8 protein-coding genes and 1 pseudogene are annotated in these 9,018 nt (G+C 69.4%); 5 read left to right on the top strand and 4 right to left on the bottom strand.

Going from position 1 to position 9,018, the window contains the following annotated elements:
• Nucleotides 1-92 precede the first annotated feature (92 nt).
• The gene (locus ABH933_RS32385) at nt 93-818 is read right to left on the bottom strand and encodes an aspartate/glutamate racemase family protein (protein ID WP_429423478.1); all 726 of its coding nucleotides are present in this window, start codon (nt 816-818) and stop codon (nt 93-95) included.
• A gap of 119 nt (nt 819-937) precedes the next feature.
• Nucleotides 938-1,657 (bottom strand): TetR/AcrR family transcriptional regulator, encoded by a 720-nt coding sequence (locus ABH933_RS32380; protein ID WP_429423477.1) that lies wholly within the window; start codon nt 1,655-1,657, stop codon nt 938-940.
• A gap of 100 nt (nt 1,658-1,757) precedes the next feature.
• On the opposite strand from ABH933_RS32380, the gene ABH933_RS32375 reads away from it, so the two are divergent.
• Both ABH933_RS32375 and ABH933_RS32370 read left to right on the top strand, forming a co-directional pair.
• Complete coding sequence (locus tag ABH933_RS32375) at nt 1,758-2,660, top strand: AurF N-oxygenase family protein (RefSeq protein WP_429423476.1); 903 nt, start codon at nt 1,758-1,760, stop codon at nt 2,658-2,660.
• Complete coding sequence (locus ABH933_RS32370; protein WP_429423475.1) at nt 2,657-3,619, top strand: DUF4873 domain-containing protein; 963 nt, start codon at nt 2,657-2,659, stop codon at nt 3,617-3,619. The genes ABH933_RS32375 and ABH933_RS32370 overlap by 4 nt, the downstream gene beginning before the upstream one ends.
• A gap of 128 nt (nt 3,620-3,747) precedes the next feature.
• On the opposite strand, the gene ABH933_RS32365 is transcribed toward ABH933_RS32370, so the two are convergent.
• Both ABH933_RS32365 and ABH933_RS32360 read right to left on the bottom strand, forming a co-directional pair.
• The gene (locus ABH933_RS32365) at nt 3,748-4,113 is read right to left on the bottom strand and encodes an arsenate reductase family protein (RefSeq protein ID WP_215916941.1); all 366 of its coding nucleotides are present in this window, start codon (nt 4,111-4,113) and stop codon (nt 3,748-3,750) included.
• 85 nt (nt 4,114-4,198) lie between these two features.
• Nucleotides 4,199-5,998 (bottom strand): DEAD/DEAH box helicase, encoded by a 1,800-nt coding sequence (locus tag ABH933_RS32360; protein WP_429423494.1) that lies wholly within the window; start codon nt 5,996-5,998, stop codon nt 4,199-4,201.
• Nucleotides 5,999-6,282: 284 nt separating this feature from the next.
• On the opposite strand from ABH933_RS32360, the pseudogene ABH933_RS32355 reads away from it, so the two are divergent.
• The 3 genes and pseudogenes from ABH933_RS32355 to ABH933_RS32345 form a co-directional block, all read left to right on the top strand.
• Nucleotides 6,283-6,490 (top strand): annotated as a pseudogene (locus tag ABH933_RS32355) (AMP-binding protein); the annotation flags it as partial.
• Between the two features lie 83 nt (nt 6,491-6,573).
• Complete coding sequence (locus ABH933_RS32350; RefSeq protein ID WP_429423474.1) at nt 6,574-7,197, top strand: TetR/AcrR family transcriptional regulator; 624 nt, start codon at nt 6,574-6,576, stop codon at nt 7,195-7,197.
• Between the two features lie 182 nt (nt 7,198-7,379).
• Nucleotides 7,380-8,948 (top strand): FAD-dependent monooxygenase, encoded by a 1,569-nt coding sequence (locus tag ABH933_RS32345; protein WP_429423473.1) that lies wholly within the window; start codon nt 7,380-7,382, stop codon nt 8,946-8,948.
• Nucleotides 8,949-9,018 lie beyond the last annotated feature (70 nt).

Here is a 9,018-nt window from a genome sequence, read left to right as displayed (position 1 = left end):
GACCGCGAATTCTTCGCACCCCTCGGCGATCACACCGGGGCCCTCACCGCCGCGCTGCGCCGACTCCGGGACCGCGACACCGGCGGCAAGGGCTAGTCGCTCGGGACCGGTTCGCCCGTCGTGGCGGTAGTGCCGAGTGCGGCGGCGACCGCGGCCTCGGCATGCAGGCGAGTGGTCGGGAAGACCGGGACCGTGCTGTCGTCCGGCCGGATCAGCAGCTCGATCTCAGTACAGCCCAGGATGACGCCCTCGGCGCCGCGCGAGACGAGTTCGTCGATCACCCGCCGGTAGGCGGCGCGTGATTCGGGGCGGATGATGCCCTGGCACAGCTCGTCGTAGATCACGCGGTGCACCATGTCGCGGTCGGCGGGGCCGGGGATCAGCACCTCGAGACCGCGCTCGGCGAGCCTGCCGCGGTAGAAGTCCTGCTCCATCGTGAACGCGGTGCCCAGCAGACCGACCGTCGTCCGGCCCGCCGTCCGCACCGCCGCGGCGGTCGTGTCGGCGAGGTGCAGCAACGGGACCGACACCGCATAGGTCACCTGATCGGCGACCTTGTGCATGGTATTGGTGCAGATCAGTAGCAGTTCCGCACCCGCTGCCTCCAGCGCCTTCGCGGCCTCGGCCAGGACCTGCCCCGCCCGTTCCCACTCACCGGCCACCTGCATTCGTTCGATCTCCGCGAAGTCGACCGAATACACGATGCACCGCGACGAATGCAGCCCGCCCAGGCGTTCCCGGGTCAACTCGTTCAGAAGTCGGTAATACTCGGCGGTCGATTCCCAGCTCATCCCGCCGATCAATCCAATGATGCGCACCCGACCAGCCTGGCACAGCCGCACCCCCCGATGCGCGGCGGCGCTCACCGGATCCGGGCTGGCATCGCCTCGGCGCGGGCAATTCCGGCCGCGTGGCCGATTAGGCGAGAAACGCGAATTCAGGTGGCGCGGACGGGATCTGGGCGCGCGATCAGGTCCGCGACGGGTGTGCTGCGGGTGAGGAGGACGCCGAGGCTGTGGGCGTTGCCCTCGAACAGGGCCAGGACCGATTCGGTGAGGATGCCCTCGATCTGGTGCGTGGTCAGGGTGGTGGCGGGGTCGGCACGCCAGCTGGTGACGACGCCGTCCACGAAGCCGATCACACCGAAGGCCATGGGTCGGGCGCGGATCGGATCGATTCCCGAGCGCGTGAGCGCAAGGGCGAACAGACCCGCCAGCCGGCCGCCGATGCGGTCCCGGACGCCCGCCAGGGCCTGAGACGGATCCCCCTGTGGCGCATGGCCTTCCAGAAAGCGGTGCAGGCTGGGATGGCGGTCGATCCAGCCGACGTAGGTCGCGATCGCGCCGCGCACCGCGTCCTTCACGGTGCCGTCGGCCCGGAGCGTCGGCATCACCTCGGCCAGCAGCATGCCCAGAATGCGGCGACGAATCTGCTCGTCCAGGTCCGCGCGACCGTCGAAATGACGGTAGACCACCGGGCGCGGCAAGCTCAGGCGATCGGCGATCTGCTGCACCGACACCTCGACGCCGAATTCCTCGATCACCTCGACCGCGGCATCCAGCACCTCGGCGCGGCGGCGCTCCTTGTGCCCGTCCCAGCGGGTGCTGCGACCGTCTGCGGCGCGGCGCGCCGGGGGTTCTCCGCTGGCCCTGGACATATCGAAACGATACCCGGCCACCTATTGACCGCTACAACTTGTCTCACTAACCTGACTGTTACCGCGTGTACCATTAACTTCGAGAGTGTTGGAGAGCGCCATGGGCAACGACGCCGCATTGCTCCCTTCGAGGGACAACTTCGCGCAGCGCCTGCTGACCGGCTCGGTCAAGAAGTCCTACGACCCGGTGGTCGACCTGGACTGGGACGCCCCGCTGGATCCCGACAAACTGTTCCTGCCGGCCGAGGTCGTCTCCCTCTTCGGCACCGAGCTGTGGGAATCGATGACCCCCGCGCAGCGCCGCGAGCTGTCCCGCCAGGAACTGGCCAACGTGTTGTCGGTCGGCATCTGGTTCGAGAACCTGCTCAACCGGCTGTTGTTGCGGGAGTTGATGAACGACGATCCGACGAGCAGGTATTCGCACTACACACTCACCGAGATGGGCGACGAATGCCGGCACATGATGATGTTCGGCAAGCTGATCGACCGCATCGAGGCGCGTCCCTACTGGCCGACACAGCCTGCACGCCTGCTGATCTCGTCGCTGCAGCTGTTCCTGCGCGGCTCGATGACCTGGGTGGGCGCACTGGTCGGCGAGGAGATCTTCGACGCGCTGCAGCGGCGCACCCTCGACGATCCCGAACTGCAGCCGCTGGTCTCGCGCGTGATGCGGATCCACGTCACCGAGGAGGCCCGGCACATCGGCTTCGCCCGCGACGCACTCGCCCGGCGGGTGCCGCAGATGTCGCAGGCCGAATTGGCCTACACCCGACTGTGTGTCGCGGTCGCGGCGCCGCTGTTCGTCCATCTGATGACCAACCGGCACATGTACGTCCGCGCGGGTCTCGACGGCCGCGAGGCCGCCCGCATCGCCCGCCGCAACCCGCACTCCAAGCGGGCCCTCGGCATCGGCGCGGCCAACCTCGGTGCGTTCCTGGACAGGCAGGGACTCATCGGCTCGGTCGGCAAGTGGATCTGGCGGCAGCAGGGACTGCTCGGATGAGCGATCGGCTCGATCCCTCCACGGATCGGCGCGACACGGTCGGAGCCGACATCGTCATTCTCGGAACAAGTTCCGGCGGGCGCACGGTGTCGGCCGAACTCGACCGCGCCGGTATCGACGAGTACCTCGTCCTCGACATGCAGGATGCGACTGCCGAACGGACCGACGGCACACACCGATCACGGGTCACCGCACTGGATTTCGACGCGGAGGCCGATCGCTGGCAGGTGCACATGACCGACGGCCGGCGCTATCGCCCGCGCCTGGTCATCGCGGCCGTCGGTCCACACCTCGCCGACATTCCTGTGACCGGGCCGGACGGCCCTGTCCTGCACGATATGTGGCGCGACGGCCCAGCGAGCTTCCTCGGTGTTGTCGTGCACGGCCTGCCGAATCTGTTCCTGACGGGATTGGACTGCGGCGGGGCCGGAATCGCCGTACAGGCGCGGTATATCCGGCAGTGCGTGCTACTGATGCGCCGCACCGCGAGCACCCGCATCGAGGTGCGGGCGGCCACGCAGCACGAATTCCTCCGGCGCATGAACTCGGCTCCGCTTGCCGCATCGAGAAATTCGGCGGCGCGACGCATCGTCTCCGTGCACCGCGCCCTGCGCCGGCCGCACCGGAGGCATTTCGATCTCACCGTCGCGGCGGATCGCGAACCCGCACACGAGTATTCGGGCCCGGCCACCCTCGACGCGCCGGGCGCCGAGGTGGCGGTCACGGTCACCCTGAACGGCCATCCGGACCCGATCGACGGCCGCTATCACTGGTACGGCCGGGTCAGCGGCCCCGACCCGGCCGCTCTGCCCGATCCGGGCCGCGGCCTGGTCCAGTTGACCCTGCCGGGCCGCGCGCCGGCCGCCGCGACGCTGCAGGAGCGCGATACCTGGGGCAACCTCCGGATCGTCGGAGTCGGCGACCCGCCGTATCCGCTGGCGTCGGTGGAATCGTACTGAGGCCGCGACGCCGCATCCGCGCGACGTACGCGGCGTCACCTCAGCGCGCTGAGCCGAATCGGCAAGCGGCACCACGCCGATTCACGAATCGGGGTGTGCCGCAGGGCGTCCCGCGGCGATCGGTCCGATCAGAGCACCGATTTCAGCGACTGCTCGTCGCGGGCGACGACCGCGCCCTTGTCGCCCGCGACGATCGGGCGCTGGATCAGCTTCGGATGGTGGGCCAGGGTCTCGATCCAGTGCTCGCGATCGGCCGCGGTGCGCGACCAGCCCGCGATGCCGAGCTCTTCGGCCTCGTCCTCCCCGGTGCGAGTGATGTCCCACGGCTCGAGGCCGAGCCGGTCCAGGATATCGCGAAGCTCCTGCGCCGTCGGCGGCTCCTCGAGGTAGCGGCGCTCGGTGTAGGAGACTCCCGCGTCGTCCAGGGCCTGTTTCGCGGCGCGGCTCTTCGAGCACCGCGGGTTGTGCCAGATCTCCATGTGCTCCGATGTCATAAGTACGCAGCCTATCGGGCCGCCGCCGGACACCCGCCCCGGCAGCCGCAGCCCCCCTGGTCAGGGGGCTGCTATCGCCTACGCGTCATCCCCGGCGGCGGCCACCACCGCTACGGGAGAATCCGGCCAGTCCGCCGGTGCTGCCCGCCGGAGCCGCACCACCGCGCGCACCCGTACGCGTGCGTGCCCCGGTATTCGCGGGCGCCGTACTGCCGCCGGCATGATTGACCCGGCGTCCGTCCGCATGCGCTTGCTGTGCACCGCCGTTGGCCGATCCGCCGCGCGCTGTCCGCGCACCGGCCCGAGCCCCTTCGGAATCACGGCGCCCGTCGCTACGGCTGTCCGCCGACCTCCCACGAGAGACATTGTCGCGCACGGTGTTCGCCGGGGCGTCCGCACCGCGGCGGCGGCGTCCGTTGCCGGCGCCACCCGATTCGCTCGCGGCCGCCTGCCGGCTGTTCCGCAGCGGCTCATCCGATTTCGCGGACCGGCGCGCTCCCGCGGCGGCGCCACGGTTCCGGGCGGAATCGGTCCCCTCGGCGCCGCGGCGGGCACCTCGCGCGGGCGCGCCACCGGCCGGGCGGGTGGCCGAGTCGGTGCGTCCACCCCCGGACGTCGCCTTCGTACGCGGCGCGCCCTGCTTCGCCGCGACCTTCTTGGGCTGCTGCTTCGGGGCGGGCGGCGCGGCGGCGACCAGCGGGGCGATCTCGCCGGTGAGATCGGCGACGGACCGCGACTGCGCGGTAACCGGCTGCGGCCGCACCGTGATCGCGGCCTTGCGCATCAGCGCGGCCATGTCCTTGCGCTGCTCGGGCAGGACCAGGGTGACGACGTCGCCGGTGCTGCCGGCGCGGGCGGTGCGACCGGATCGGTGCAGGTACGCCTTGTGCTCGGCGGGCGGGTCGACATGCACCACGAGTTCGACGTCGTCGACGTGCACACCCCGGGCGGCGACATCGGTGGCCACCAGCACCCGCACGGTGCCGTCGGAGAAGGCGGCCAGGTTGCGATCGCGCGCACCCTGAGCCAGGTTGCCGTGCAGGTCGACGGACGGAATCCCCTCGGCCGTCAGGGTTTTCGCGAGCTTGCGGGCCTGATGCTTGGTGCGCATGAACAGGATGCGCCGGCCGGTGCCCGAGGCCAGGGTGCGCACGACGTCCTTCTTCACGGCCGGGCTCTCGACCTCGAAGACGTGGTGGGTCATCGCGGCGACCGGCGAGTTCGCCTCGTCCACCGAGTGCAGCACCGCGCGCGGCAGGAACCGCTTGACCAGCTTGTCCACCCCGTTGTCCAGGGTCGCCGAGAACAGCAGCCGCTGCCCGTCGGCCGGGGTCGCGGCCAGGATCCGGGTGACGGCGGGTAGGAAGCCGAGGTCGGCCATGTGGTCGGCCTCGTCGATGACGGTGATCTCGACCGCGTCCAGGGCGATCAGCCCCTGCCGCATCAGGTCCTCGAGGCGCCCCGGGCAGGCCACGACGATGTCGACGCCCGCCGCGAGCGCCTTCACCTGCCGGTGCTGCGACACTCCGCCGAAGACGGTGGTCACCACCATCGAGTGCGCTGCGGCCAGGGGCTCGAGGGCGGCGGCGATCTGGGTGGCCAGCTCGCGGGTGGGGGCCAGGATCAGCCCGGTGGGGTGCTGGGGACGACGGCGCGCGCCGGCCAGCCGGGCGACCGTCGGAATGGAGAAGGCCAGAGTCTTACCGCTACCGGTCTTACCGCGGCCGAGCACATCTCGGCCCGCGAGGGTGTCGGGCAGGGTGTCGGCCTGGATCGGGAACGGCGCGGTGATACCGGCCCGGTCGAGGGCCGCGACCAGGGTGGCGGGCACGCCGAGGGCGGCGAAGGAGGTGGTGTTCACGGAGTTCGGATGTCTTTCGGGCAGGGGTGCCCGCGTCGCACGGCAGAATCGCACCGAGCGGGGGCACGCAGTGGCGAGATGGCCGATGGGCCATATCGATCGCCGCAAGGAGTGCCGGTGCCACGCAGCTGGACGCTGGAGTAGGCAAATCTACGACGCTGGGCGCCGGTCGAGCCGCGCCCGCCCACCACGATAGCTCAACCATTGCCGAACTACGACTCGATGTAGTGGCCGTCACGTTCGACGCGGAACCGCTACCGCACGAATTCCTCGGTAGCCCTGTCGTACAGAGTGCACAAATTCGCCGCTTCGATTTCGAATCGTCCTGGCGCGGTCGATCCGGAGGATCTGCTGACGATCGTCTACATCTCGGGCACCACCGGACCGCCCAAGGGCGTCGAGCTCACCCACACCAATTTTCTCGAAAACGCCCGCATCGTCGAGGAATTCGGCGGCGGCGGTCCGCGGGACCGGGTGGTGTCCTATCTGCCGGACGCGCACGCTGCCAACCGCTGGTTCGCGAGACTTTCTGCCTACTGGGCAAATTTTCTCGCTAGGAACTCTTGCCCGATGGGCACCTTTAGGTGCACAATCGAGACATGGCCGACAACCAGCCCCTCGGACTGCGGGAGCGCAAGAAGCTCGATACCCGCAAGGCGCTGAGCGATGCCGCGCTCGATCTGATGGTCGAGCGCGGACTCGAGAACGTGGTGCGGGAAGACATCGCGGCGCGAGCGGGAGTGTCGGTCCGCACCTTCAACAATTACTTCTCGAGCAAATACGACGCCCTGGCCTACCGGCAGATCGAGCGGGTCCGGCGCAGCGCCGAACTCCTTCGCACGCGCCCTGCGGGCGAACCACTCTGGACAGCCCTGACCGAGGCGCTGCTCGAGCCGCTGACGTCCGACGGTACCGGCTATGGCACGCCCACTCCAGCCATCCTCGCCGAAACCCGCAAGCTCTTGGCCGTACCGGAGATTTACTCCGTCGTCGGATCCCCGGCGGGCGAGGAACTGCTGGCGGCGGTGGCCGATCGCACCGGCACGACACCGGCCGACCTGTATCCGAAGCTCGTCGCCGCGACGATAAATGCCGCCTACGTCACCGCGATCGACGTCTACGTTCACTCCGATCCGCCCGAGCTGATCACCACGATCCTGCGCCGGGCCCTGACCGAAATCGCCCGGGGGCTACCCGACCCGAGCGACCCACCCACCGCGTAAAACAGCAGTACTTACCCACACCAGAATTCCAGCGCGGGAACGTATTCCACGCGTCGGGGTTCCGGTGACCGAGCATCCGGCGGCCCACCGTCGTGCCGCCGATTCGCGCAACGTGGTGCAGCGCCACGCAATTCCACCGAAATATCAGTCGAAACACCACTTGTGACAGGGGTTGATCAGTCATGTCCGAAACACGTACCGATGTAGTCATTTCCGGCGCGGGACCCAACGGTCTCATGCTCGCCTGTGAGCTCGCTCTGGCCGGGGTACAGGCCGTCGTGCTGGATCCACTCCCTGGCCCGAGCCCGGAGCCGAAGGCCAACGGCCTTGTCGGACAGGTGGTCCGGCTCATGGACATGCGGGGGCTCTACCAGACGCCGGACTACGACATCATGGGCAGCGAAGCCACCGAGATCCCGGAACCGCTCCCCCGGTACCTCTTCAGCGGCATGGGACTGGAATTGTCTGCGCTGCAGCACAATCCGGTCTACGGCATGGGCATTCCGCAGCCGCGCCTGATCCAGCTGCTGGCCCGGCGCGCCGAAGACCTCGGAATACGGGTCCGCTGGGGCCAGCCGCTCAGCGACCTGCGCGTGGACGGCGGCGGCGTCACCGTCACGATCGCCGGACCGGACGGCCCGTATGAGCTCGAAACCCGGTATCTGGTCGGCGCAGACGGCGGAAAGAGCCTGGTGCGCAAGCGAACCGGAATCGAATTCCTGGGCACCTCCGCCGACAACCGGATTACCCGGTTCGGCCACGCGCGGATACCGGACGAGCTGCGGACCGCGACCGGCGGCATCGCCATTCCGGGTGCGGGCGAATTCAACTTCGGCCACAACCGCATCGAGCGCGGCATGTTCATCTTCGCCGAACTCCAGCCCGGCCGCCCGCTCATCGGCGTGATGGAATACGACTGCGACCCCGTCCCGGAGGATGCCCCGGTGACCTTCGAGGAGATCCACGCCGCCGTCGAACGCGTGCTGGGCGTCCCGGTACCGATGGAGCCGCCCGCGGGGCCCGGCCCACATGCGCTGCGCCGCACGGTCGGTCAGCGCACCCTGCTGGCCGAGCACTACCGCCGCGGCGGGATCCTGCTGCTCGGCGACGCCGCGCACGTGCACTCCGCGATGGGCGGCCCGGGGCTGAATCTCGGCCTGCAGGACGCGATCAACCTCGGCTGGAAGCTGGCCGCCGTCGTCCGGGGTGACGCGCCGGCGGATCTGCTGGATACCTATGAGAGCGAACGGTATCCGGTCGCCGAGCGGGTCATGATGCACAGCCTCTCGCAGAGCGCCCTGGTGGCGCCCGGACCGGAGGTGACCGCCCTGCGCGAGCTGTTCGGCGAGCTGTTGCGGCTGCCGGAGGTCGTCGAGCACATCGCGAATCTGCTTGCCGGATCGGATGTTCGGTACGACACCGGTGACACGCATCCACTGTCGGGGCACTTGGTTCCCGAGCTGACCGTCGAAACCTCCGACGGCACCTGGCGGGTCACGGAGCTCCTCCGGTCCGCCCGCCCGGTGCTGCTGGACCTGTCCGGATCGGCGGCCCGGCATGCACGGGAGTGGTCCGACCGCGTGGACATCGTCACCGGCACCGTGCCGGACGCACCGGCCGCCGCGCTGCTGATCCGCCCCGACGGGTACATCGCGTGGGCCACAGACGATTCCGATGTGGAGGGCCTGCACCGGGCGCTGAATCGCTGGTTCGGGCCCGCGCGTGACCTCGCCGAGCTGACCGACCGCTGAGTCGACGCGGTGAAAGGCGGTGGTCCGCAGGCAATTCCGCCGCGGTCCATCGCCTCGTATCTCCGGGCAC

Origin of the sequence: Nocardia sp. GP40 (assembly GCF_050434125.1) — a bacterium.
In the GTDB taxonomy this organism is placed as follows: domain Bacteria; phylum Actinomycetota; class Actinomycetes; order Mycobacteriales; family Mycobacteriaceae; genus Nocardia; species Nocardia albiluteola.
This window is presented reverse-complemented; position numbering and strand designations above follow the sequence as displayed.

What these genes read in the sequence shown, in the direction of transcription:
- ABH933_RS32345 (WP_429423473.1), top strand. Translation starts at nt 7,380, where the DNA reads ATGTCCGAAACACGTACCGATGTAGTCATTTCCGGCGCGGGACCCAAC.
- ABH933_RS32375 (WP_429423476.1), top strand. Translation starts at nt 1,758, where the DNA reads ATGGGCAACGACGCCGCATTGCTCCCTTCGAGGGACAACTTCGCGCAG.
- ABH933_RS32350 (WP_429423474.1), top strand. Translation starts at nt 6,574, where the DNA reads ATGGCCGACAACCAGCCCCTCGGACTGCGGGAGCGCAAGAAGCTCGAT.
- ABH933_RS32365 (WP_215916941.1), bottom strand. Translation starts at nt 4,113, where the DNA reads ATGACATCGGAGCACATGGAGATCTGGCACAACCCGCGGTGCTCGAAG.
- ABH933_RS32380 (WP_429423477.1), bottom strand. Translation starts at nt 1,657, where the DNA reads ATGTCCAGGGCCAGCGGAGAACCCCCGGCGCGCCGCGCCGCAGACGGT.
- ABH933_RS32370 (WP_429423475.1), top strand. Translation starts at nt 2,657, where the DNA reads ATGAGCGATCGGCTCGATCCCTCCACGGATCGGCGCGACACGGTCGGA.